The sequence below is a fragment of the Burkholderia sp. WSM2232 genome, from assembly GCF_000472545.1.
GTDB lineage: Bacteria > Pseudomonadota > Gammaproteobacteria > Burkholderiales > Burkholderiaceae > Paraburkholderia.
In genome coordinates this window covers 305,295-328,481 of the sequence record NZ_AWZV01000004.1, presented here as the reverse complement: position 1 = coordinate 328,481, position 23,187 = coordinate 305,295, and the positions used below count along the sequence as shown (strand labels likewise).

The 23,187-nt window shown below is 57.4% G+C and carries 15 protein-coding genes and 2 pseudogenes; 6 read left to right on the top strand and 11 right to left on the bottom strand.

Features of this window, described 5'->3' with window-relative positions; genetic code table 11:
- Positions 1-4 precede the first annotated feature (4 nt).
- From F757_RS0103730 to F757_RS32920, 3 genes and pseudogenes are all read right to left on the bottom strand, one after another.
- Positions 5-1,036, bottom strand: a complete 1,032-nt coding sequence (locus F757_RS0103730; protein WP_027210226.1) for a hypothetical protein — start codon at positions 1,034-1,036, stop codon at positions 5-7.
- Positions 1,037-1,715: 679 nt separating this feature from the next.
- Positions 1,716-2,930: a Druantia anti-phage system protein DruA gene (locus F757_RS32925; RefSeq protein ID WP_051376661.1), complete on the bottom strand. Its 1,215-nt coding sequence runs from the start codon at positions 2,928-2,930 to the stop codon at positions 1,716-1,718.
- A 406-nt stretch (positions 2,931-3,336) separates the two neighbouring features.
- A pseudogene (locus tag F757_RS32920) lies at positions 3,337-3,825 on the bottom strand (H-NS family nucleoid-associated regulatory protein); the annotation flags it as partial.
- Between the two features lie 335 nt (positions 3,826-4,160).
- Between F757_RS32920 and F757_RS34525 the strand changes: the two are divergent.
- Positions 4,161-6,971 carry a KAP family P-loop NTPase fold protein gene (locus F757_RS34525; RefSeq protein ID WP_084530704.1) on the top strand — a complete coding sequence of 937 codons (2,811 nt, stop codon included), beginning with the start codon at positions 4,161-4,163 and terminating at the stop codon, positions 6,969-6,971.
- Between the two features lie 1,313 nt (positions 6,972-8,284).
- Here F757_RS34525 and F757_RS36050 read toward each other — a convergent pair.
- Positions 8,285-8,770 (bottom strand): HAD domain-containing protein, encoded by a 486-nt coding sequence (locus F757_RS36050; protein ID WP_232221346.1) that lies wholly within the window; start codon positions 8,768-8,770, stop codon positions 8,285-8,287.
- A gap of 591 nt (positions 8,771-9,361) precedes the next feature.
- Complete coding sequence (locus F757_RS36440; protein WP_027210224.1) at positions 9,362-9,778, bottom strand: DUF6088 family protein; 417 nt, start codon at positions 9,776-9,778, stop codon at positions 9,362-9,364.
- Positions 9,779-10,865: 1,087 nt separating this feature from the next.
- Here F757_RS36440 and F757_RS32905 point away from each other — a divergent pair.
- From F757_RS32905 to F757_RS0103685, 3 genes are all read left to right on the top strand, one after another.
- The gene (locus F757_RS32905; protein ID WP_035466164.1) at positions 10,866-11,153 is read left to right on the top strand and encodes a helix-turn-helix domain-containing protein; all 288 of its coding nucleotides are present in this window, start codon (positions 10,866-10,868) and stop codon (positions 11,151-11,153) included.
- Between the two features lie 77 nt (positions 11,154-11,230).
- Positions 11,231-12,523 carry a hypothetical protein gene (locus F757_RS0103690; protein WP_027210223.1) on the top strand — a complete coding sequence of 431 codons (1,293 nt, stop codon included), beginning with the start codon at positions 11,231-11,233 and terminating at the stop codon, positions 12,521-12,523.
- Between the two features lie 12 nt (positions 12,524-12,535).
- Positions 12,536-14,818, top strand: a complete 2,283-nt coding sequence (locus tag F757_RS0103685; protein WP_027210222.1) for a hypothetical protein — start codon at positions 12,536-12,538, stop codon at positions 14,816-14,818.
- A 118-nt stretch (positions 14,819-14,936) separates the two neighbouring features.
- Here the strand turns inward: F757_RS0103685 and F757_RS0103680 are convergent, their stop codons facing one another.
- The 5 genes from F757_RS0103680 to F757_RS35640 all read right to left on the bottom strand — a co-directional run bounded on the left by F757_RS0103680 (position 14,937) and on the right by F757_RS35640 (position 19,493).
- Positions 14,937-15,131, bottom strand: coding sequence for a hypothetical protein (locus F757_RS0103680; RefSeq protein ID WP_027210221.1), 195 nt, complete (start codon positions 15,129-15,131; stop codon positions 14,937-14,939).
- Positions 15,132-15,544: 413 nt separating this feature from the next.
- Positions 15,545-17,395, bottom strand: coding sequence for a DUF3732 domain-containing protein (locus tag F757_RS0103675; protein WP_027210220.1), 1,851 nt, complete (start codon positions 17,393-17,395; stop codon positions 15,545-15,547).
- Entirely contained in the window at positions 17,392-17,838 is a 447-nt protein-coding gene (locus F757_RS0103670; RefSeq protein WP_027210219.1) for a three component ABC system middle component, read from the bottom strand. The genes F757_RS0103675 and F757_RS0103670 overlap by 4 nt, the downstream gene beginning before the upstream one ends.
- Entirely contained in the window at positions 17,828-19,045 is a 1,218-nt protein-coding gene (locus F757_RS0103665) for an ABC-three component system protein (protein WP_027210218.1), read from the bottom strand. The genes F757_RS0103670 and F757_RS0103665 overlap by 11 nt, the downstream gene beginning before the upstream one ends.
- Positions 19,046-19,196: 151 nt before the next feature.
- Positions 19,197-19,493, bottom strand: a complete 297-nt coding sequence (locus F757_RS35640; RefSeq protein WP_156923504.1) for a cryptic plasmid protein A — start codon at positions 19,491-19,493, stop codon at positions 19,197-19,199.
- Between the two features lie 243 nt (positions 19,494-19,736).
- Here F757_RS35640 and F757_RS32900 point away from each other — a divergent pair.
- Positions 19,737-20,642, top strand: a pseudogene (locus F757_RS32900) (GNAT family N-acetyltransferase); the annotation flags it as partial.
- A 9-nt stretch (positions 20,643-20,651) separates the two neighbouring features.
- On the top strand, positions 20,652-20,978 hold the full coding sequence (locus F757_RS0103655; RefSeq protein ID WP_027210217.1) for a GIY-YIG nuclease family protein: 327 nt from the start codon (positions 20,652-20,654) through the stop codon (positions 20,976-20,978).
- Between the two features lie 36 nt (positions 20,979-21,014).
- Here the strand turns inward: F757_RS0103655 and F757_RS0103650 are convergent, their stop codons facing one another.
- Positions 21,015-23,150 (bottom strand): FUSC family protein, encoded by a 2,136-nt coding sequence (locus F757_RS0103650; RefSeq protein ID WP_027210216.1) that lies wholly within the window; start codon positions 23,148-23,150, stop codon positions 21,015-21,017.
- Between the last annotated feature and the right edge of the window lie 37 nt (positions 23,151-23,187).

The window sequence follows — 23,187 nt, the reverse complement described above, 5'->3', positions numbered from 1 at the left end:
TTATTCAATCCAAGTCATTGACTGACGTTTTTCGACTACGCGCTATGTCTTTCACAAGTACGCGATGAACCGCTTCGTTTTGGCGCGATGGTGAATGTCTTGATACGGCCTGCACAAGCTCCTCGTCCGATACCGGTAGTCGCAACTCGTTAGTCGACGTGTCATGCTTCATTTGGAAAATGTACGCATGCAGACGGTGCCGGAGACCCTTTGACAGCTTCGGTTGCTGCCCCCGCTTCTGCCCGTCTCTGGGCAACCAGACCCGGCCAAATGGACCGAAGTCTATCCAGACTTCTTGCGACTTTTCGCGAAGAATCGATGATAGTTTCTCTATTGACGAACAACGTGGTAGCCCAGACTTGGAGTCCCTGCTGACAAAACGCTTGCCCGGCGGGAAGTGCAGGACTTCTTTCCACTCGCTTGCCTCGCGTACCAAAACACGACCGCGAACTCCATTGGGTATTTCTATTGCGTTGAGCACAAGTGTGGAGTCTCGTATATCTTGAAACCACACCGATGCCTTCTCATCGAGCATGTCGACTTTCGTATTCTGCCCATCAGAGAACACACCGTTAAATACGACTGATGTCGGACACAGCGCAGCGGGTCGTCGCCCTTCGACGATTAACTTCGCGCTCCGGTCCTCCTTGTAAGTCAGTTGAAGCGCGCCCTTCCAATCTGAACTCACTTGAAAGAACGGCTCATCCAAATTCGATACTCCGGCGGCTCGTCGTTCACCACCGTAGTCAACATAGAGTGCAGGTGAGCCGGTTGCGTCGGCCGCTGGGGGGCGACGCACGAAGCATAGAATCGAGTGTCCGGCAGTCGCCATGGCATAACCACCGGTGATGCTTCGAGCACTAGCTGGCCAAATCAAATCAATTTGATATTTGGGAACGGATATCGGCAGTGCCGTCTGCTGGGTCACCCAATGTTCAATGAATGAATTCGGAAATTGCGGCATGTACAAGACTGCCGCCAGCCATTCCTCATTCGGCTGCAAGAACTCGGGGTCAAACTCCTCGGGCACCTGCATCGATAGGGAGGAATGCCAGACAAAGACGTAGGCATGCCCCCAGGATAATGATAGGCAACGGGGAAGCGGACGGTCATTTAAGATTTCTGAGGCCTCGAACGCAGTGGCGTGAGTTGTGCTCAGAGCGCGACATGTACGCTCCAGCGTCAGACCAAGCTTGTCAGCCTCGGGACTTATAGAAAGAACGGAATAGTCATCACTTGCTGGTTCAGCAGATAACCGTCCGACCCCGCCACGGGTCGCTCCGCAGTTAAGCAAACCCTCGCGCCCACCTACGTCGATTCTGACGTGACCAGTGTCACAGTCGCCGAGCGGGATGCCAAGCTCCAGCTCCCAAGCAAACGGTCGTCCAGACGACGACAGACGGAGGCTCAGGGTAATTTCACCTGGTCGTGCAGGTCCAGCGCGGAGAAGACCCCCAGTTGGCGAGCCTCCATAAAGACCGTCGACTGCACGGGAACACCCTCCGCCTGTTCCCACGGCATGCGCAAAATACGCAGCCCTCCAGCCGCCGGCACGCCTGTAATCGACGGATGACGCGCACTCGGGACAGGAGTAAAGCCCGAAACGAGTGGCGTGCGCCGCATCGACGTGCCTCCCGCTTATTCGGTCCAAAGCCTCTCTCACGGCTAATGCCCCCGGAAAATCTGCCAAGCCTCTAGTGGGCCAAATCAGATGTCTATACTGCGATAGTGCCTTTCTCGATGCCTGGTTGCATTCCGACGTTATACTTGATTAAACGCGGTATCAGGTCTTTATGCCAATCTTGGTATTCCGGTCGTCGCTCTGCACGGCCAATCAGCCATCGATTGACCGCAAGCACACCGATTTCGGGAACACTGAGAAGGCCGTTCAACTTTGCTCGGCCGCTTCCCGTTTGAAGGATTGTAAGCGCATTGCTTGCATATTGGGAGATAAAAACTTCGCGCTGAATCCCGTGTTTCAAAACATCCCCTTTGAATCCCAGTGCCGTCATTGCTGAACGAATCGCACGGATACGCCAGTTTGGTCCGTCCCCAAATTTGTGCTGGTCGGCGTTGTAGTGCCCGTTATCTCTTAGGTAGTCACGCAGGTCCACGAACAGTTTGTCGGGAATGTGGAAATGCCCCCAACCGCCGCTGTAGCCGAGGCTCTGGAAGTATTCGACACCGTCAATTTTCAGTCTGTTATAGACGGACGACCTGCCCATCGATGACGAGGTTGTGACTGCAAGCAACTGTGGGTGCTTCTTCTGCTTCGAAATGATACCTTTGGCATCACCATATTCCCGTCGAAACTCGTCATAAACATCCATGCTCCGCACAATACAGGCGACAAGCTTCCCGCCTAGCAACAAGTTATATGGCGGCACTGCGCCCAAGACGTACGCATCCATTACATTCACTAACCGCTGTGCTCGGTCGTTGGCTGTCCACTCAATAAAATTGTCTCTGACAGCAAGGTTGAAGACAGGGTCGCCGATAGCGAAAATACCTATCAGCTTTCCGTTGTGGTCATCCCAGACCAGAAATCGCAGCCGCCGACCAAATCCGCTCGAGACAGGAACAGACCAAGTGAGCGAGGCGACACGGAAAAGGTCCGCCTGCCACGTACCACTGAATACCCGCTCAATCCGGGGGGCTATATTGCCGACGTCTATGTCGCTTCCCGACGCGAAAAAATCTTGGACCCGAGGTATGGCTCCGGCGATGAACTCCGCCTGCGAGCGAACAATCTCCCGACGCTGCGCTCGATGCAACTGACGGATGACGTCTTTGGTCGTTCCTGGGGCGGAGAGCTCTCCCGCCTCGTTTCGGGTGTAACCTAGGGACGCGAGATGACGACGAAGCCTGCGCTTCAACAGGGCCTCTCGAGTGTTGATTCGGATAATCGAACCTTTCGATTCTGCGGCCATTCCATTCTTCTCAGATGAATTGCAAACAAATTTCCCCAGCATTATATTCGTTCGGTGCACGCGCTCCGGCCCGAGAAGCACCGCTTGGCATTGGTGCCTGAAACGTGCGCGACTCGTGCGCATAATGAGGTCTCTCGTGCGGTCCGCTGCCTTGTCGCCCTCCATTCCTGTTTGCTTATAGGTGTGCTGTGAAGCCACGCCAGTTGAACGCAAAGCTGTTGGAGAGCAGATGTCGCCGTTCGCGCGAGCTATCAGTGAACCGTCAGATGCGTCCGACTCGACGGTGCTGGGATATCGCTTATAGCAAAGTCGGGAAGCGAAGGACGGTTTTTTGACAAAAAAGGAGTAATACCTGCATCTCGTTTATCTCTTTATTTTTCGGACTGTTGCCGGCGCCAGTCTATGCAATCGAAAACTTCGACCGGTCTTTGGCACCTGCCAACCACGCCGGAGCCCGCCCACGCCCGCTCCAAGTTGCGCCAGTCTTAGGGTCACAATAGAGCGCCGGCTGCGGGCCTCTGACATAGTTTCCAGCCTTCGCGGTCTTCTTGACAGCAGAAGCCGCCACTGCGGCGTTGTCCGCAGTTAGGTACTTACTGCGGTCCTTCACGTTGGCAATCCAGCCTGGCGCGCGACCATGGCCCGACCATGTGGCGCCCGTCTTCGGGTCACGATACTTTGCGACCGAGGCCGACGACTTGGCAGCAGCCCCGATGTCCGGCTTGGGCCCACGTTTCTTGCCAGCATGCGCATCAATGTCAGCAGTCGTGAGGCCGTGTTCTGCCATCAAGTTCCTAATCTTCTCGATAACAGCGCTCGACTTCTTCGCGGCAAGCGCTTCAGCTTGCGCCCGCAGTTTCTCGATTTTTGCTTGCAAGGATTCCAATGTCGGCATTCGCAGCTCCGCAGTTGAGATGCCGCACTATGACATGCCGTCACTCCGGCGCCAACTCGAACATCCCGGTGTTCGTCATAGTATGTCGCTGATTGCGCCTTGCGGCCGAATAATGCATCGAAACATCCTTGTTGTACGTTTGCGCCAATGCTATCGACCCTGTAGAGGTCCCAGCGACCACGTCTCGAACACCATGTATGTACCGTAGCGCCCGAGCAGTTCCTCTCGCTCGCCTTCCTTCCACAGGCGAGACGCCATTTGCTAACTAGATATCGGCATAATTGCGGTTCGACATTCACTTTGCGCTCGGAGTCGTTGCATGTTCGGTGCGCGGCATGCCGCTCAATAGCAAAGCGTTCCCAAGAATAAGTTCACCGCCGCTCGACCAGACTATGCGACCACCGCCGACCCTTCTCACGGATGAACCATCCCCGCATGACGAACTGGGTGGCGCTCACGCAAAAATCGCCGACACGATTGTCACCCTGGTTCGGACCTCCCCGGGAGGTCAAACGGTTCGCCTTGATGGCACCTGGGGTTCTGGGAAGTCGTCCGTCGTCAAGATGATTGCTCAGCGCTTGGAACCGTTCGAGCCAAACACTACTGCGAATGGATTGCCCGCCTCGTTAGACGTTTCGGTCTTTCAGTACGATGCTTGGGTTCATTCCGGAGACCCCCTGCGCCGCGCATTCCTCGCTGCGCTTGTCGGCAAGTTGCAGGGCAGAGGTTGGCTAGAGAAAACCGGCGGAGCGGGGAGCCGCGAATTTTGGACCACCCGGTTGGCCGAATTGAGTCGTCGGCTGAAAGTGACAACGAAGAAGACGAAGCCAGTATTCTCGCCATCGGCTAAGACCATCCTTGCCGGTCTTGCCGCCATTGGCATTGCAGCTCCGATGTTGGCGGACTTTGAGAGGAAGTTGCTCGACGGTGCCGGCTTGATGAAAACTGCCGTTTTCGGATTAGTGACCGCGGCCGTTGCCTTCAGGCTCCTTCGGTCGCTCACCGATGAAACGGTCGGGTTCATCATTCGGCGCACCTCCGATGAGGAGACTATCGAGACCCGCGAAGAGCCGGACCCCACTTCGGTCGAGTTCCAAGAAGCGTTTGGTCAGTTGATGGAAGCCGTTCTTTCGGACGAATCTCGCCGCCTACTTGTAGTCGTCGACAACCTCGACCGCATCAACGAGTCAGAAACGCAGGCTGTTTGGGCACTACTACGCTCCTTCCTTGATAATCCAGACTTCACGGAGCGTCAATGGTTTCGTCGCTTGTGGGTCATCGTTCCTGTTGCGGACAAAAAGCGGGTGCTCGCCTCTTCGGTATCAAATCTGATGAACAGACCGGTAGATAACGACTCTCATCTGTCGTTTTTCGAAAAGGTGTTTCAACTCCAGTTTTCTGTGCCACCGCCGATGCTGCATTCGTGGAAAAATTACCTTAACTCGAAACTTGTGAAAACGTTCGGTGAAGACCTCACGGGGGATTACGACGAGATTCTGCGCCTTTACGAAGAGCTTCGTCCTCAAGGGACACTTACCCCGAGAGGCATCATATCGTTCGTCAACGAACTGGTGATTCTGAAGCTTGAATGGGCCGACGATGTCTCTCTGTCATGCTTGGCGGCCTATCTATTGTCAAGAGACTCGCTATCGGACTTGAACTGCAGTCCTCCAGCCGGCGTAACCAACGTCCTTCGAGAGCCGGGCCTAGGCGACACATTCGCGATGCTGTATCACCGTGCGACCAGCCGCGGCGAAGCGTCATACCTGTCCGTTCGGCCAAGACTTGAGCAAGCACTTGATAACGCTGACGCAGACGAGCTCATGCGCCTGTACAGCGAGAGCCCTGCGTTTGAGCACGTGCTTGACCGCTATATTCGGCAAGACCTTTCGGGGCTCGATTCTCAGCAGGAGCGGCTCTTGCAGGCTGTCCGGGCATTGGCGCCGCTTGCCGGTCCAGACTCGACAATCAAGCTTCCCGCTGGCCGCATCGCGCATCTAAGGCACGTGGTGTTCACCACGTTCGTTGCCGGGAAGACCTTGCGCCTCTTGAACCTGAACCTCGCTTCAGGGCTCACCGCACTGTTTGCACTTGTGCAAGATAGGACCGCACTCGCCTCGGCAGTCATTGAGATGCTTCGCAATATAAACCGAGCAAATCAGTCTGCTGACACAGGATTGAGCAAGCAGATTGCGGCGGAGTGGGATGCTTGGACGTCAATATTGGTAGCAGTTCTCTCATTGACAGACTTGCGTGGGGTCGCCGAGGCTGATGGCTTCGAACCTATCGCGCTGCCAATCGAACCGAAGGCATGGGCGCAGCTTTGTCTACAACTCGCTGATAGTGACGACGAATGGATTCTTCGTTGCTGCACGTCGAACGGCGGCACGGAGTTGCAACTTGCCTGGCTATCGAATGAAATTTCGTCGCACCCGCCGATGCCCCTGGAAAGCGCGCTTCTGATGCATCGAATGAAGATGGGCGACGAACAGTATTTCGGTACCGCTGCCGATGCCTTTGTTCGTCGCTGTTCGGACAAGAGTTTGAGCGCATTTAATGCAGATGACGTGGAGTATCTGGTCCAAACTGGTTCTGCGCTACTCCGCATCGGCAGAGCGAGGATGCGGTCTCCCCTGCGGCAGTTAATGTCGAAGAACGTACTGTTGCATGTGTACGCCAAAGCGGGCAGCATAGCTCGCAACGACATGGTGCTTGCCACGCTGTATTACTTTATCGCGTACGCCTCGGATGCCCAGCCCGTTGTTACTGCTGCGGGCCGTACTGACATGGGAGATGCAGCCACGGGTCTGGACCGATTCAACAAGTCTGCTCAAGGAGGGCTTGGTTTGAATTCTGAGCAAGGCGTGCTATATGCAGACGTCCTTGTGGACCTTGGTCTCTATGACGTTCTTAAGCTCCTTGGCGAGCGGTACGGGCACAGAGGGATTGTGGCGTCAGTCGTAGCAGGACTCGCGGACAGCGAAAAGTTCATCGGATACCTCAACGAACAGGTAAGTCCTCGAGAGGCGGTAGAGGCGTTTGCTGAGATGTATATTTTCGACGCACTGCGCGGTCAGTTTGTCAGCAGACTTCTTAATCGCTTGGAGCACGCGCGCGCAACGAGCCCCGAAGTTGTGCATCCATAGGCCGAGGGGAAACTTTCACGTCGATACTGTTACGTCGCCTCTGCTGTTTGGTCGTTCCTCAACGACAAGATGGGACGGTCTCCTGCCCAGATGGCCACAGCGCTGCATTGCCTGTCGCACTGAGGCACGAAAAGGGGTGCCGGGACACGACAGATAGAGCGCAGAACCTCGTGCCGACATCAGTACATCCCGGCTTCCTGCCAAATAGGCACAAACTCTCGTGAGGCGCGCTTGCCGCATGCCCGGCGCTTTTCGCAATAGCGCTCGGCCGTTGCTCGCAATACGTAGCGCTTGCGTCGCAGGATACGTACTGGTCGCAGTTCCTGTGTACGAAGTCACTTACTCATGTGGCGTCGGCTAACATTCAGCCTATGCGCCAACTCGCCAACAGACATCCAATTTCCTTGCGTTAGTTATCCTTGTTATATGAGGCGCACAGCGCCCGCGTTATAGACGGCTCGTAAGGGGGTCGACTAGGCAAAGTGCTGAATCGTTCGCAGGACCACGTCTCTCGCCAGCACGCACGCGTGCTCAATATCAACAAGCGGCATGAAAGGCGAATAGCTGGACGCCCACCTAGTCAGCTCTCTGAGCGTCAGCCTCTCTTCGTTGTTTAACTCGAGCATAGTCGCGGTCACGTTTGCGACGGACGAGCTCGGGTGCTCGGCCGTCTCCAAGAACCCCGATGCCTCGGACACTTCACAGCAGCAAAGGTAAACGCTTTCAAAAGCACACAGCATCCGTGGAAGGGACGACAGTTCTTGGTTGAATGCAGCACTGAGAAATTCCGCAGCGCTTGCTATCCGCGGCTGTCTCTGTTCGACGTCTGTTAGACGCTCGGTGGTCACGTCTCGCAGGAGAGACAAATCGACGCCTGCCGCAATCAAACGTGTTGGAAGTGACATCGCATCTACCTTTCCGCCGAAACAGGCATGTGTTTTTGCAGCCACATGAGATGTGGCGTGTCGCTGAGTGTGACCGCGTGACCGGGGTGGCCAGACTTCTCAAAATTGATGAGAAGTCTTGAGAACTTCTTGCTATCGCCTGCCGAGCATGAAGTTATCGGAGTCTCTTGCATACCCACCTTGGCAGCGCGTCGAAAAGCGGTGCTCTTGTGGCCCAAGCCGCGCGTTCGATGACGCGCGCCGCGCGCCTCGCAGTAGACTTGGGGACACCAACCTCTCATTAAACGTGTCCGTGAGCCGGCAACGGCGATTGATGGAATCGAGCGCAGCGCCGACTGCGCTGTTGCATCACCGACCTAGTGTCCATATCCCACAGCAGGTCCTTCGTATTGCGCACACTGTGTTCGGTCAGCCCTTTTGGTACATCCTGAAGAGTTTTGCTTTTAGGTTAGCAAGCACCGAAGGTTCGCTTATTCCAAGTAGCGGGTCCGTGCGCACAAGCCGGTCACGGCACCAGGTGGGCCAGTGGAGATAATCATCGTCCAATGCCAGCCAGTCCGTTGGCTTTCGACGCAGAACGTCCGCCCAAATTTGCATGCCCCGCGGTGCAGCCGCGAATTCCTCGGCGACCATCGCGCTGTGATAAGTCGCCCCTACAACTCTTGCTTGCAACCCTGGCGTCAGTTTGCGCGACACGCGACGGACGCTTCCCCGGTAGCGGCGCACCCAACTTGTGGATAAAACTATGCGCAGGTCAGCGTACGGAAGTAGTACCTCTTCGAGCAGGCCACAGTGTTCGAAAAGGACATGACCGGGTGCGTCCATGAGCGTCGGACCACGTCTGTGCAACAGGTGTACCGACTCAGGATGTAGAACGCCGTCAAAATCGAGCATCAACACGCGCCCACCGGTGCGTCGTGGAGGTGGCACGTAAACGCTAGGCTCCGGAACTCCTGTCAGCATGTTTCCTTCTACGCGGTCTGGACCGCAATGATGAGCTGTGATTTGGTGGCTCGGCGGGACCGTTTCCTTCAACAGCGTCAAGGCCATGACGTGGTCTCGAACAGGCGCCGCGCAGTAGTGACCACATCGTCGCCAATCACATACGGGATTGGCGGCAGGTCCGCGCTGGACGGTGCGTCTCGAACGCTGGCGTATGCCAACCCGCCCACGCATCGAACGTCAACTCGATAGGTAACCACTGCGCTAGGGCGCGTGCCTCCATAGTCGGATGTCTCATGAATGAAAACCGTGAATTGCGCCGACACCGGGTAGGGGCCACGTGGTGTCGGATAGGCGAGCGCCCGTAAAGCGCGCTGCCACCTCGAGCCATGCGGTTCGATTGAGCTACCGTCGCACACCACGGACAAGGAATCGCCGCTGCAGTCACCTAGGTACACAGACACATCTGTCTGCAGGAAGGGGATGTCTGGCGACACTTCGGGAGCTTCGCTCATCGCCCGCCCTCTCGTGTGTAGGTTCCCGTCACGGCGTGTCCTTCTTAGTGCGCTCATACATAACTCTTTTGGTGCCCACCTGAATCCGCCGGTTAATACGTCGTCGACCGGTTGTCACCACTGCCACCATCGGTATCTGCGTAGAACGCCCGGCGTTGTAATCTCTGGCAACGGTTCCGGGACCGACAGCAATGCCGAGCTTGCGGAAAGCTTCGGCAGCTATCGATTCAAACGTTGCTGCCGGAGCGGGACGACCTGTAAATCGGTTGATGCGAGTTTTGGCGTATATGCCGCGGCCTACTCGCACTAGGCGCCCGCTCGCGACCAACTTGGCTAGGACGCGAGTCAACTGCGACTGGCTCCCCAGTCCCGACAGCTCGGAACGGAGAACGACAACGCTTCTACGCCTGCGGATGGCGCGCACGACACGAGTTTCCAGTTTCATCTTGTCCTCAGCGGCCGGCGCGCGCGGCTGTTGCCAAGCAAGTCTCGCCATTGCTGCGTCGACCTGCATTCCGCAGAACGACCAGCGTCAAACGAGCGACGCTTCAACGCGGGTCTACGCGCCGCATACGGCGCATGATATCTGCGACTGCGGGTTGATAGTCGCGACTAGCTAGATGGAGCAGCACGGCAAGACCGATTTCCGCAGCAGAATGCGATGGGTCCACGCGCATGCGCGCGATTTTGACAGTTGGCTGGCCAGTCGCGACCGCTTGTCCGCGTACCCTCCCTACGGAGTCAACAGACACAGTAAAGCGTGCCGCCGCATCTTGCACACTTGCTCGCTCTCGCTCGACGAAGCAAGTGACATGCGCTACACGGTCTCGCTTTGTCGATGGTGCGAGCCTAACTTCTGCTTCCGGACCGCCATCTGATAAGAGGTGAGCGCTTTCATATCGGTATAGAGCGTGATATGCGTCCACCCAGATGTCTGGTGCACCACCGTGCTGTATGCAACGCGTGTACAGCTCTTGCGCCCACCGCAGGGTGGACCCGAACCGACCCACGCACACGCCAATAGCGATGTCCTCGCCCTGCCGAAACGTTGCGTGGTCTACTGCATAAACGGACATTCCTGCTCCTCCTGCATCGCGACCAATCGGCCACAGCTTCCCTCAGTACCGCCAGCGTGCTTATTCCGGTGACGTCATGGTTTTGGGTTTCCGTCGGCGTTCGCCTCCGAGTTCGGTGACGAAGCGCGGTCTCCGGCTAACGTCTTCGAAATCCATTTGTCAGTGACGTCCCCCCAGCTTTCCACCCCATTCTTGGCAGACCACTTCGGCCCCAGAACCTGCACGGCCAATGAAAACCAGCCGGGTCCCCTCAAGGACCGTCCAAGACTTTCCTTGGTCGTTTTTTGAAGAAGTTGACGTGAGCTGCAGTCCGGCGCCGGAGCACCAAGCCGTCGTGGAGCGCCGATGTAACGCAGTTTAGCCAGGCACAGATGAGATGTAAACACAGTAGATGGTAAAACAGTAGATTTCTACTCTGTAGATTAGTAGTCTGTAATCGGCGATGCTTCGTCCAACATGGACAAGCTCGAAAAAGCACAAAAAGCTGCTCGCAAACGCCTCTCGGACAACCTAAAGTCGTTCCGGGCCGAGCACCGCATTTCTCAGGAAGAACTCAGCGAACGAGCGGGATTTCATCGCACCTATGTGAGTCAACTCGAGCGACAAACAATCAATCCAACGCTCGATACCGTGGTGGCGATAGCTGTTGCTCTCGAGGTCGAGTTGACTGACTTGCTTTCCGAGCGCGATGGGCCGCCGATGACCCTAAAATTGGGGCGGCGACCCTCTAGAAAGTCGACCTAAAACGCCTTGAGCTTTTCCCCGCGACGAAGACCTCGGCGTGCTGCCACCAACCGAAAAGCCGCAACCGGTGAAAAGAGATGGAAATTCCAGAGTCAACCGTCGACCACATTGAGGATGCAATTCGGCAACTGTCCATCGGCACGTCGGAACAATTGACGGTTCCGAGCGCAAGTCGGTTCATGTCGCTGTTCGCGGAAGCCGCGCTGCTGCAGTTTGTCGTCTCGTGGGCGCGCAGGTTCGCCGCCACGAGCTCAGCGGCATTCGCCGACCTCGAAATTGACAAGGACAATTTCAACGACCAACTTGCGAAGCTGCTAGGGAAGCCGTATGGCGTAGCAGCATGGGTTCTGTCCAAGAAGCTGACCGACTCCAACGGTGCACACCTTCTCCGTTCGTCTGGCCACGTGTACAGCCGCTACCTCGATGCGATGGACGAGTTCGATTTCCGGGGAACCAACGCGTTGCGGGAAGCGCAGGTCAATCTGCTCTGCATCCAAGGCTCAAACCGCGAGTACATAAGGCCCTTGTACGAAGGGCAGAATGCGACTCCGAAGCTGCGACAGTTTGGCGAAATTCGGGTGGTGGTACAGGACGCCCTAGCGCAACTCGCTTCTCACTGGACCGCAAAACAACTTCTGGAAGTTTCCGAGCCCGTAACGCAGCTCGTGCGCGAGCTTGTCGAAAACTCTGACTGGTGGGCGCGGACCGACGAAAAAGGCAATGTGTACGCTAAAGGTGTTCGGGCCGTGATGTTTCGGTTACTGGACATCGACGACAACGACACCCAGAAATTCGCCGGGCGCAACACGCACCTCCAGACTTACCTTATGCAAAGTCTGACGGAAGGAAATGCGCGTAGGCCGGGGCTCGACAGTGACCGCGGAAACGACTTGAAGGTGCTTTCCTTTGCGGAATTGAGCATCGTTGATTCGGGCCCCGGTCTTGCGCGACGGTGGCTCGCAAGCGGAGCAGCTCAACGGCGTGCAGTGGAGTCGGTGACTGAACTATCTCTAGAGGAAGAAGAGGCGGCAGTCGTTGCCTGTTTCATGAAATGGGCCACATCGTCTGGAAACGCCAATCGCGGAATTGGGCTGTTCGATGTGGCGAGGCTGTTGCGGCGGAAGAACGGGTTCCTTCGCCTACGCACAGGCCGGTTGGCATTTCTATTTGGAACCCGTTCCGCAATCACCGACATTGCCGACCGGCTAGCGCGGGAAAACCGCGACGCGTCGGCGCAATATGTACATCTGCGGGACGGGACACACGTCTTCCTGGAGGGCGGGAAGATGCTGTTTTTCCTCCGTCCATGGTCCAGCGACGCGCTTGGCGAGGTCGAAGGCACCTCGTTTTCAATGCTTCTCCCTCTGTAACTGTCTCGACTTATGCTCTTCCTTCAATTTTCAGGCAGCGCGGTCGGCGGAGAGTTTCGGCGCACCTTGCTTATCTTCCTTGGTCACGACACCCCAAGCTGGACAGAACTCAGCTCCCGGTTTGCCGACTGGACCAAATCGAACGTCGTTCCGCCGCGAATCTTCCTGGTGGCAAATGCTGCCCATGCGACGCATCTCGTGAAAGAGGCTGGCGAAGCATCTGCCGACCAGCTCGATGTATTCGAGAAGCAGAGCCGGCTTGTCATCGCGGGCGTCGACTGTAGCGGTAAAGTGACAGAGCAGGATATGGCCGGGGGAGCCTCCGGACGTGACCTTACGCAACTATTCGAAGTGGCAGCAATCGCGTTTGTTTCGCAGGCCTGCGAACGCGGCGATGTCGTAGTTGCAGCCCCCCCGGGCTTCTATTTCGCCAAGCAGTCGGACCGGCATTCCACTCATTTCATGCGCGCTGAGTCGCTACTGAGCGGAACTCAGGAAATCGCTTTGCTGGCTTTAGCGTTGTTGCCAAAGTTTCATGCGTTCTGCGAAACTCAAAGCACCGGCCCCACCGTTCGAATCTTCCTCGATTCGATGGCCGTGTGGCCAATCGCCCAGATGCTCGTGCAAGCGCACCGCGTCAACAATGCCACATCGCGCCGATACGAAATTCAAAGTTTCCGGGGGTATGACGGCCTCGCAACGTGGGACTCAGTGCCGGGCGCGGCATTTGTAATCATTTCGGCATCAACCTCCGGCGGATTGGAGGCAAAGGTCCGGAAGATGCTTGGGCCAAAGAACGTGGTCGTCACAACCATTCTTGCTCTTGAGGCCGCGCACGGAACCGACGAGCGCGTTCACCCGGATGGCCATGTCCTCTTCAGGTTGCCGCGAAAGCTTAAAGGCGAACCGGCACTCGAAGGCCTCCGAGACGAATTTCTGCCTGATGTGAAGGTTTTGCCGCCCGGCGCAGAGAGCGTCCGAGTTATTGGAGAACGGTTTCTCAGTCACAACAATCGCCCGAAGCTGGTACGGCTAGCAGCCAAAGAACTGAGTTCAAGCGAGAAGTCGACTTTGGCCGAACTCACGAGGGAGAACCTCGCGGTCGTCGCGCGCAGACGGGCAATCGATAACGGATGGTGGTCGCTGTCCCTTGATGTCGAGCGAATGATAACGAAGTACGCTCGCTCCGCCGATGGAAAACTGTCCTTGGTTGAGTCTTGGGTCCGCAACTTCGCGGCGCCCGGGCCGGTTGCGGTCGTCTATCCGAAAGATGCTCGTGTCCACGACACCTCCAACAGCGACCTAGCGCATCTGGTCCGCGACATGGTGGGTCACATGGCTCCTGACGCACCCGTGCGAGTTATGGACCACACCGCACTGGAAGTGCTCGACAAGGAGCAGCGAGCCTTCCTTAAGGCCGCTGGCGTTATCGTCGTGACGCCGATACTTTCGAATGGCTTCATCTTCAAGCAAATAAGCGCAAGTCTGCGAATCGCCCAACCTGAAGGCCCTCGCCTCTACATCGCATTGGCCGTGCTACCCGAGACACCCCGCCGGCTTGGCGAAATATCGATGGACCTGGGCACGAACGCGGTCGAGAGCCCGTATCGATTCAAGCGTGCGTTCGCATTCCCTGTGGGTCGAATGGACCAGACCATGCGATGGGACCAGGAGTCTCAAATTCTCTCCAATGTCGTCGAAGCTTGCGACGAGAAGCAGTTTGCTGTCCCCGAACTTCTCACGCGCCGACTTGATGGCTTAAGAACGCAGGAGGGCTTAAAGGGTGAACTCACGTTTTTGCCGACCTTCAACGGTAAGCCACAACCTCTCTCAGCCGGCTTTAGGCTATGGGAGACTCAAGAGCCGATTTCGGGAGCCAAACATGGAAGCGGCGTTCTGCTGACGGTGGCCGTGTTTCTGGAAGCATGTCGGAACGCGCGTTCCGGCGACGTAGAAACGGCGCTTCGCAGCGGCGTGTTTCAACACACGCTGATTGAGCCGGCGAGCTTCACCCGGTTCAACGACGGCTCGATTCAGGCTGCCATGTTGCGAGCGGCGTACCCGGCGGAGCTGAACTATGCTGTCGACCGGGACGCCAGCAAGGACATGGGCAGGCTCATCGAAAAATTCATCGACCTCTATAACGAGCCGGCGGGTAGCGCTGTCGCCGAGTTCTTGCTCGCGCTAGCGTTGGGACGCCTGAGCCTACATCGTGACGAATTGGGCTCAGTCAGGAACGCCGCTAAGGCGCTTCCGGAGTGGTTGGGCATTCTGTCTGAGCACCTGCCCAACTAACCGCTAACGCCCGCGAATATCCTATTGGACGTGCAGCAAGCGTGCGACGGCGCTGTACGCGTGTACGCGAAGCCGCGTTAGTGCTTGAACGGACCGCCCGATGCGACGCCAATCGCTGTCACGCACACAGCCACTGCAACACGACGTCTTGCCGCCAACGCAGTAAATCTCGGTCCAGCAATTGAGCGCGCGGGGGCAGCAGCCAGGGGCGGTGTTTTGCTCGCAGGATGATTGCCTGGACTGACAGGCCGAGAATTTCGGCAAGTTCAAAAGCGTCCAGATACGTGGAAATCTGGGAGTGAATGGCTTTCATGCGCTTTGTAGCACAATCGTTTTAGTCACCAGCGAACTGCCAAGACCCAAGAGCTTCCGGCCCGCAGAACCTGCATAGGTGATTGCTGCGTCGTTCGGGTCGGCCGACCAACGTTACCTGACCGTTATCAGGCAGTGCAGACTGCCCGCATTGGCTTCTGCTACATTAGAAGCGCCAAAACACCACACCGAGTTGCAAGGCATACGCTAGGGGATAGCCGTGCACATCGTAGCGCTTCGGGTCTACAACTTTCGAGGAATCCGCGAACTGTGTTGGTTTCCCAGTCAGGGGGTCAACTGTCTGGTTGGCCCGGGAGATAGCTGCAAAACGACGATTCTCGATGCGACGGAGACATGGGGTCGTCGCAGCACAGCGTGAAGCTAACAGCTCGTCCAGGGGTCAAGGTTCGCCTCTTACACTTGCCAGGACTGCGGGATGAGCGCCTCCCCGGCACGGAATTCAGGGAGGATATGCACGTACGCCATGTCGCTGAAGGTTTCTCGTGGCACGTGCTCGAAGACAATCATCTGGAACTCAGTCTTGTAGTCCCGATTCATCCGCGCGATGAAATTGTTGAGCAGATTGAAGGCAATCGATACCTTCTCGGTGTCGCTGTTTTTCAGCTTCACATTGTCGTCGGCCTTGTTGTCCGGATAGTAAGGGCGGCTGGGCTGGTCGATAATGAGGAAGCTCGGAATGAACATCGACTTATGATTGATAGCGACCTCGTGCAACGCGAGGAAATGTAGCAGATGCAGGAACATGTGGTTCGAGCTGCTGCCAACGTTCTCAATCAGCTTCGACCGAGGCTTCCGTAGACGTAAGCGCTTTTCCTTGTAGGCAAAGTCAGTTTGATAGGATGCGTAGTTCGCGAGCGCGTCTCCAGTTTCTTTGAGAAGGCCAAGCGCAATCTCGTTAATCATAGAGACGACGGCCTCGCGAGTCTCTTCCACGTCCCGCACCTCGATGGCGTCCATCTGCCCGCGCAAGTCAGCTTCGTCGGAGGTCGTAGTCTGCAGAGAAGCGGGAGCACGCGCTCCCTCATACGCCTTGAATCGCCCCATCGCCTCGCCCACGAACATCCATTTCTCGCGCTGAGAAGCGAAGGACTTGGGTTCTTGCGGAAGCCCGGATAGGTCCCGCTGCAGCGCATCGCGTTCACCCTCCAGCGATTTGACCATCGCGCCAATCTGGCCGTCCACTGGTTGCTTGCCGGTGATTGATTTTTTGACAGCCGACAGGTCCGATTTGAGGCTGCTGATGAGGTCATCGAAAATCTCCGACTTGACCAAGCTCGGTGCCTGCTTCATCAACTGCTCGATTGGTCGGAGACTGTCTTCAGAGTTCTTGAAGGTGTCTTTGTAGGACCGATATTCAGAAGAGAACTGCCTGAGTTTTCGAAGGCGGCGCTCCACAACGAACAGCTTGGCACTGGTCTCGACGTACCTGTTCAGGGCGTGCCCGGTCTCCGGCGACGCGGCGTCGCTGATAGCACGCCGGACGTGGTCCATGGACAGGCTCGCAGGGTCACTATCTATGAGCCCGTATTCGGCTGCCTTGACGGCAATATCGCGCACTTCCTCATCAAAGGTCTCTCTCCCTTGGCCAAGATGTGCCTCCTTGCGCTGGAGCCTTGCAATCTCCTTCCTCAGAGCTTCTTTTTTCTCCCGTGCAGCGATGTTAGAAAGGTCATCTATGCCGAGAGCCATGTCAAAGATGCGCGGCAAAGCTTCCTGGTATCGCTCCTCAGACTGCTTGTCGAAGAACACTTTGCTGTTGGTAATGATGTCTTCGGAGATAGTGTTGAACAGGAAGAAGTATCGGAATGAGACCTTCGAACCAGACTTCAGCGCGCGCCCACCGTAAGCGACCGTAACCTTATCGGTGATATGAAACTCTGCTTCGAGTATCGTTCTGATGTCGTCTTCTTTCGTATTCGACTCGGGCATGTCCGGCACCACCCCGGTACTCGAAAAATAGTACTCGCTTGAGACCTCGTTGTCCCTTGGGCTCCTACGTGCAATCGTGTAAGTTTTGTCGTTCACGTAGAATGTGAGCCCATACCAGCCGACGTTCTCGTTGATGATGCTGTCCGGGAGCTTGTGGGAACTTGCCAGAAAGCAATAATCGATGATATCGAGCAACGCGCTTTTGCCGGTATGACTTTCGCCGGTAATCACGTTCAGGCGGTTGCGCTTGAACTGGAGCCCGCGACGCTCGCCTGTGCGTGACCAAAGTGTGATGGAATCAAAGCCGAAATTCAAAGCTGCACCCTGAAGTTTAAATACAGCTCCTCGACCGGACCAGTGAGAAGCGAAGCGATGTGACCTGAGGCTTTTGCGATTTTTTGCGCCCGCTTACCAAACGCAGGGTCTACCTCTAGCGGCTTTAACAACATCAAACCGCCATCGAAGAGAACAAACTCCACTTCGGCGAGAAGCTGTATCGCGTTTATTGTCATAGCGAGACTGTCGTCATACCGTGTCGCGAAATTGGCAAACAAATCGGGGCGCTGTGCAACCAGCGCCGCGGCCTCTCGTCGCCCAACTCGTGAATCGCCCAGATAACGTACAGTCGCATCGTGCATGACCAGAGGCATCACGAGGAGCGCTTTGGGGAGCGTCAAGCTCTTTGAGTGTTCAAGGACGCTCATCAACGCGATTGAACATATCCCAACGTTGTTATATCCAGACCATCTACTGCTCATTGGCACTCCAGTCTTTATGCCAGCCAATCTGACCGGCGTCCGACAGGTAATAGAGTTCGCCGTTGCTAAGCGTCGTTGATAACTCGGTATCGCCCAACTTGAATTTGTCACGCCGAAGCGTAATCAGCAAGTACATCGCAGCGTCGATAATCTGATGTGGAGTACTGCAACCCCGAAACGCCACCCGGAACTCGTTTCGCCAGCGCACGAACACCTCCTCGTGGAAGGCGTCAATTTCCTCGCTGACGAGGTCGCCTTCCTGCAGCCATTGCTGCAGATATCGCGAAATTCGCAACTTATAGGTGGTGTAATCGATAGCGAGCTCTTCGTCAGATTCGGAGATGTCGCCAATCTCTAATAAACGCCTGATAAATCTCTGAGCAAATATATCGTCCGGAAGCTCCGGCGTGTATCGTGGAAAAACCAACTTCTTCGTGCGCCCATCATCGAATATTCGGCGATACCGCTTCATGAAATCATCGAAGCCGATAAGTATCGATTCACCTCGCTTTACGGCAATGAAGTTATCCGTTCGGATGCTTGAGTCCAGACGAGCGAATACTGTCTCAATCTTATCCTCATCGATAATCTTCTCGAGAAGTGAACGCTTTACGCGACCGATAATGTCGTCAAGCTCAAGCTCTACGTAAATGCGACGGAAGAACTCTTCCAAAACCTTGACCCGAAGTTTGCGCACCGCTGCTATGTATTCCTTGATGCTCTCGTCAGTGGTCTTTTCTTGGAGATATTTCAGGCGATTAGAGAGTGTGTTGAAATCAACTTCGCCGGCTTTGAATCGGTCTAGAGTCTGCAGAAACTCATTCCGCCTGGATTCAGATTTATTTGAGACAAGATGAAACTCGGTCTTTTCTATAAACTGAAGTTGCTGAGGCGGAAGCTTTCGCCCTTCTGCCTCGTCGCTAATAACCTGTGACCAGTTATAGAACGTCTTCCACAGGTCCGAATCAAGCTCAGTTAGTGCAACGGGCTCGCCCTTCGAATTGTTCCGGACCGTATGCTTGAGCTGGACCAAAATATTAAAGTCAGCGTTAAGCGTCGTATGAACGTCATCCTTGACTTCGAGTCCGACGGTTTGACCTGACTTCAAATTCAAGAGGCGGTCTAGGAAATAATAATATTGGTACTCAAAGCCGATACTCTTATCGTCCGCGCTGGTCTTGTCGGTAAAACTTTTTTCGTTTGCCACGTGCCACGCCCAGTTCTTCTGCTGACTACGCACACTCTTGACACCAAGGTCGGCAGTGAACTGAATCTTGGTGGCATCCCCGGAATCGAAAGCAGACAGACTTACGAAAGCTTTCTGAAGACAAATGATACTGCGTCTGAACGAAGATTTGTTAGTTGCGCCGCTCGTGTGGCGCGGGTGCCGCAACGGCTCGGGCGGTCAAGAATTTCTTGATTTCGAACAGGTGTCGGCGGCCTTCCGACCGTGGCGTGATAACGACCGCTTCTGGTATGGTGACGCCCAGGATTCTGGCAATGTTGGAAACATAGGGCCGTGTTCGTCCAGGAAGCGCTTGGCGGGCCTGGGCGACTGGTTGTAGTCCACAGGTGTCGACGAGATACGCGAGGGAACGGCGGTCCCTCTCGTTCGCCACGATGACGTCAAGGCTGCCAGGTATGGTTGCTTCCATGGTCGGCTCCGTTTTGGCGGTTGCGCACAAAGAGGAATCTAGCCGAGAAAGTGAGAAAAACAACTTATTTTTCAGATACTTGGCTCTGTTTTTTCGCGCCCCTCCCCCGGACCCCCTCCCGGTTTCGGGCATGCTTGCCCTCAACTAAAGACAGCTCGGTTCCCCGCTGAACCTTCGAAAAGCTTCAAAATAATGCAGGTAAACCCGACGTGTGCACGAAATGGCTCGCGACTGGATGCGACATATGTGTTCGACTGGGCTTGGGCCGACGCGTACAAGCGCAACGGCTTGCCCTATTACCCGAAGCTGCTGTGCGCGGTGCCGTTCACGCCGGTGCAGGGCAACCGTCTGCTCGCCACCGACCCGCACGCGTTGCGGCACCTCGCGGCCACCTTGATGGCGTTCGCCGAGCAGGCGGACGTGTCGTCGCTGCATGTGCTTTTTCCCACCGAACTCGAAGCCGGCGCTCTCACCGAGATGGGCATGATGCAGCGCGAAGGCGTGCAGTTTCACTGGTTGAACGACGGCTATCGCGACTTCGACGACTTTCTCTCGACCCTCGAGCAGAAGAAGCGCAAGAACATTCGCGCGGAGCGCCGCAAGGTGCGCGACGCCGGCATCACGATGCGCCGCATCCGCGGCGAAGACATTCAGGACGCGGACTGGCGCTTCTTCAGCAAATGCTATCGGCAGACTTACCGCGAGCACTTTTCGACTCCGTATCTGAACCTGGATTTTTTCCGCATGATCGGCGCGTCGATGCCGGAAAACCTGTTGCTCGTGATTGCGGAGCATGAAGGCAAGCCCATCGCGAGCTCGCTCGTCGTCTATCAACGCGACGCGAAGACCGGCGGCACGCTGTATGGCCGCTACTGGGGCGCGCTCGAACACGTGCCCTGCCTGCACTTCGAGACCGCGTACTATCAGCCGCTCGAATTCTGTATCGAAGAAAAACTGGGGGCGTTCGAAGGCGGCGCGCAAGGCGAACACAAGATGGCGCGCGGCTTCCTGCCGACGGTCACACGCTCGGCGCACTGGCTCGCGCATCCTGCTTTCGCCGACGCGGTCGGCCACTTTCTCGACAACGAGAAGAACAGCATCCACGCGTATGTGGACGAGCTGCGCGAACACAACCCGTTCAAAAGCTGACGCGCGCTCATGGCATGGTTTCTCTATCTGCTCGAATGCTCGGACGGCAGCGTCTACACGGGCATTGCCACCGACGTCGCGGCGCGTTTCGAAAAGCACGCGAGCGGCGCTGGGGCGCGCTATACGCGTTCGCGCAAGCCGGTGTGCGTGCTGGCGTCGTTCGAACTGGCGAACCGTTCGAGCGCCTCGCGCGCCGAATATTGGGTGAAGCGGCTGAGCGCGGACCAGAAGCGCGCGCTGGCTGCGGGCGCACGGACGCTTGAATCGGTGATGCCGTTGCCCGAGCCGCAATTGGCCATCGATGTCGAAGACGTGGCGGGGAAGACAGCGGTGTGAGCGCGTGAATGGAAGCACCCTTGCGGGGAGAGTGTATTACCCGCGCGCTTCGCGCATGCGCTCGGTGAGCAGGCGCTGCATCAGCGCCAGTTCGCCCACTGCGTCCGCCTCGAGCGGCGTCAGACATTCGCGTGCCGGAAGCTCGTGCCGCAGCGGCACAATCGTGCGGTTCAGCGCGGCCTCGATGTCCGCGCTCACCGCCTCCACCCACCCGCGTAGCTCGGCGTGCGTATGGTGCATATCGTCCACATCGTACGCCTCGCGCCGGTTCCCGCTCAGGCGAAGCTGCGTCGCCGTTCCCGCCATCTTGCGCAGCACGCTCAGCACCGTGAGCGCGACCGTGTCGACCATCGAGTCTTCGAGCTTTTCGAGGCGAATCCGCGCGATGGCTTCTTCGGCATTGTTGCTGCCCAGACCCGCGGCCCGGCGCAGGCGCTCCATCTCCTTCTCGCCTTGACCCGGCGACTCGAGCGCGGCAAGCAGATAGGCCAGATTAGCACGCACCGCGTCGCTGAGATACGCGCGGTAATCGGTCTTCTCGCGCGTGGGCCACAGGTAGAACGTGGCGAAGAGTGCGAGCACGCAACCCAACACGTTGTTGCCAAGGCGCGTGAGCGCATACGCGATGCCGCTCGCGCCCGGCGCCGCGAAGTCGGCCACCAGCACGAAGGTCGGCGTGAGGAACAGCACGAAGAGGCTGTAGCTCACCGGACGCAGCGCCATTGTCGCCATCACGAGCGGAAAGACCGCGAGTGAAATGCCAAGCGGCGAATGAATCGCATAGCCGATTCCCGCCGCCAGCACGCCGCCGACAATGCTGCCCGCCGCGCGTTCGATGCTGCGCGGCCACGTGGCCGCAATCGAAGGCTGCAAGATCAGCAGGGTCGCCATGGTCGCCCAATAGCCGAATGGCAGGCCGAGCGCGCGGATCACGAGAAAGCCGGCGGTCGTCGTCACACCCACGCGCGCCGCGTGGCGCAAACCCACGGACTTAAGCGACAGATTCGCCTTGAGCGTCGTCCAGGCTCGCGCAAGCATGAGCGCAGCGCGCTGCGCGAAACCCGGCGGCACTTCTTGCACAGGCGTGAAGTCGACCAGCTCGAAGTCGGATTTCAGCTTCACCGGTTCCTGCAACGCACTTTCGAGTCGCCGCGCGAGCCGGCGCACACGCAACTGCAGTTGCGAAACGCGCGTCCAGCGCGCTTCGTTCGCATCGCCGCCGATGTTGCGCAACCGCTCGCCCATGCCCGCGAGCAAACGCGCAGCGCGCGTGACCTGGCGAGCGTGCTGCCCGTCGCCCGGCATTTTTTCGCACGCGCCCGAGACGGCGATCAGATACGCGAACAATGCCTCGCCCTCGGTCAAGAGGCCAAGCAGTGCGTAGTAAGTCTCGCGCCCACCGGCTCGCGCAGCCGGCACGCCGGCCAGCGCCTCACGCGCGCGCTCCAGCGCCGCCCGTGCGTCGGCGCGAAACTGCGCGGCGTGCGTCGCCCACTCGCGCGGCGTGCTGCGCTGTTGCAGCAGACGCGCGCTGTCGAATGCGATGTCCGCGAGCCGTGAATACACCGTGCGCAACGACGCGCGGCTTGCGCCGAAAGGATGGATGCGCCAGACGGTCAGGCTCAGCGCGACCGCGAACAGGCAGCCGGTCAGATAGACACCGAGGAACGCGAGCCCTTCGCGAACGTCGCGCATGGGGCGGTCCACCATCACGACGCAGGCGGTGGCGGCGAGAATCGTCACTTGCGAGGTGGCCGCGCCCCAGATGCGGCCGAAGCCGCCGAGGCTCGTGAACGCAAAGAGCGCGAGCGCGGCCGCCGCCGTGCCGCTCGCCGACGCCAAAGCGGTGAGCCCGCCGCACAGCGTGGAAAGCAGCGTGAAGCCCATCATCGACGCAAAGCGGGCGCGGTTCGAGCCGGCCGCATCGGCGAGACAGGTCCAGAAGGCGCCGATAGCTGCCCACGCAAACACCGGATCGTGCAACAGGTTGCCGAGCGCGAGCATTGCCGTCGATGCGCACGCTGCGCGCAAGCCTTCGGAGAGACTCGCCTCGCTGGTCGAAAACGACACCATCCACACCGGCCGCTTGCGATAGATCGCCGTTGCGATCGCATACAGCCGATTCGACCAGCGTGGCATAGAAGACGGCGTGTTGGGCTTGCGGTTCGACATCCGGACGGTGTGCTCCTGAAGCGGGCGTGTGGCTGAC

Bases quoted from the DNA above. Each gene is read 5' to 3' on its own strand.
- F757_RS0103730 (WP_027210226.1), bottom strand. From the start codon at position 1,036: ATGCAGGTGCCCGAGGAGTTTGACCCCGAGTTCTTGCAGCCGAATGAG.
- F757_RS32925 (WP_051376661.1), bottom strand. From the start codon at position 2,930: ATGGCCGCAGAATCGAAAGGTTCGATTATCCGAATCAACACTCGAGAG.
- F757_RS34525 (WP_084530704.1), top strand. From the start codon at position 4,161: ATGCCGCTCAATAGCAAAGCGTTCCCAAGAATAAGTTCACCGCCGCTC.
- F757_RS36050 (WP_232221346.1), bottom strand. From the start codon at position 8,770: ATGCTCGATTTTGACGGCGTTCTACATCCTGAGTCGGTACACCTGTTG.
- F757_RS36440 (WP_027210224.1), bottom strand. From the start codon at position 9,778: ATGAAACTGGAAACTCGTGTCGTGCGCGCCATCCGCAGGCGTAGAAGC.
- F757_RS32905 (WP_035466164.1), top strand. From the start codon at position 10,866: ATGGACAAGCTCGAAAAAGCACAAAAAGCTGCTCGCAAACGCCTCTCG.
- F757_RS0103690 (WP_027210223.1), top strand. From the start codon at position 11,231: ATGGAAATTCCAGAGTCAACCGTCGACCACATTGAGGATGCAATTCGG.
- F757_RS0103685 (WP_027210222.1), top strand. From the start codon at position 12,536: ATGCTCTTCCTTCAATTTTCAGGCAGCGCGGTCGGCGGAGAGTTTCGG.
- F757_RS0103680 (WP_027210221.1), bottom strand. From the start codon at position 15,131: ATGAAAGCCATTCACTCCCAGATTTCCACGTATCTGGACGCTTTTGAA.
- F757_RS0103670 (WP_027210219.1), bottom strand. From the start codon at position 17,838: ATGAGCAGTAGATGGTCTGGATATAACAACGTTGGGATATGTTCAATC.
- F757_RS35640 (WP_156923504.1), bottom strand. From the start codon at position 19,493: ATGGAAGCAACCATACCTGGCAGCCTTGACGTCATCGTGGCGAACGAG.
- F757_RS0103655 (WP_027210217.1), top strand. From the start codon at position 20,652: ATGGCATGGTTTCTCTATCTGCTCGAATGCTCGGACGGCAGCGTCTAC.
- F757_RS0103650 (WP_027210216.1), bottom strand. From the start codon at position 23,150: ATGTCGAACCGCAAGCCCAACACGCCGTCTTCTATGCCACGCTGGTCG.